We start from the raw sequence: 1,204 nt of genomic DNA on the forward strand, positions 1-1,204 counted from the left end.
CGTAACCTCCCCCTGATCCCGGACACCTGAGACGTAGAGCTTTCTGGCATGTTTCCCCGCCAGGAGGTTCCATGAAGAAGTCGAAGTTCAGCGAGACGCAGATCGTCTCGATCCTCAAGCAAGGCGATGCCGGCGTGCCGGTCAAAGACCTTTGCCGCCAAGCCGGCATCAGCTCGGCCACCTACTACCAGTGGAAGTCGAAGTACGGCGGCATGGAGGCCTCTGATCTGCGGCGCGTTCGCGAGCTCGAGACCGAGAACGCCAAACTCAAGCGTATGTACGCGGAGCTCGCACTCGACAACGCGGCGATGAAAGACCTGATCGCAAAAAAACTGTAGGGCCGGCGGAGAAGCGTGAGGCGGTGCGGTTCCTCGTCGAGGTGCATGCGCGGCCCCTGCGTCGGTCCTGCGAGATCGTCGACCTTTCGCGATCGGCTTGGTACGCACCGCCGCTGGACTGGACGGTGCGCGACGCCGAGCTGATCGCCGCGTTGGCCAAGCTGGTCGAACAGAAACCGTCGCGCGGCTTCGGCAAGTGCTGCCAGCTGCTTGAGAAGACCCATCCGCACTGGAACCCAAAACGGATCTACCGCGTGTACTGCGCCATGAAACTCAACCTGCGCCGCGCCGCCAAGCGGCGCCTGCCGAAACGCGAGCGCGTGCCGCTGTACGTGCCCGAACATCCCGACACGGTCTGGTCGGCCGATTTCATGCTCGACGCGCTGGCCTGCGGGCGGGCGTTCCGCACCTTCAACATCACCGACGACTTCAACCGCGAGATCATCCACATCGAAGTCGATACGTCGATCACGTCGCTGCGTCTGGTGCGCATCTTCGAGCGCATCCGTCAGGAGCGACCACTGCCGCAGATGTTGCGCACCGACAACGGTCCGGAGTTCCTAGGCGAGGCCTTTGTCGAATGGGCCAAGCAGGCCGGCATGGCCATCCAGTACATCCAGCCCGGCAAACCGAACCAGAACGCCTACATCGAGCGCTTCAACCGCACCTACCGCGAAGAAGTGCTCGACCAGTACCTGTTTGCCCGTCTCGAGGACGTCCGTGAGGCCACGTGGCGCTTCCTGATCGACTACAACGAGCACCGCCCCCACGACGCCCTCGGCGGCATGACGCCCGCCGAGTTCCGAAATCACCACGACGCCAGAAGCTCTACTTTCGAACTGTCTGCTTGACGGGGGAGGTTACGG

At 62.9% G+C, this 1,204-nt stretch carries 1 protein-coding gene; it reads left to right on the plus strand.

The features are described 5' to 3' along the window. Positions 1-71 precede the first annotated feature (71 nt). Positions 72-1,189, plus strand: a protein-coding gene (locus ACYVAK_RS14660) for an IS3 family transposase (RefSeq protein ID WP_461062322.1) whose coding sequence is annotated in 2 segments (ribosomal slippage) — positions 72-324 and positions 324-1,189 — 1,119 coding nt in all. Because the reading frame shifts where the segments join, the coding sequence is not laid out codon by codon here. Positions 1,190-1,204: the final 15 nt, after the last annotated feature.

The organism is Silanimonas algicola (genome assembly GCF_054777375.1).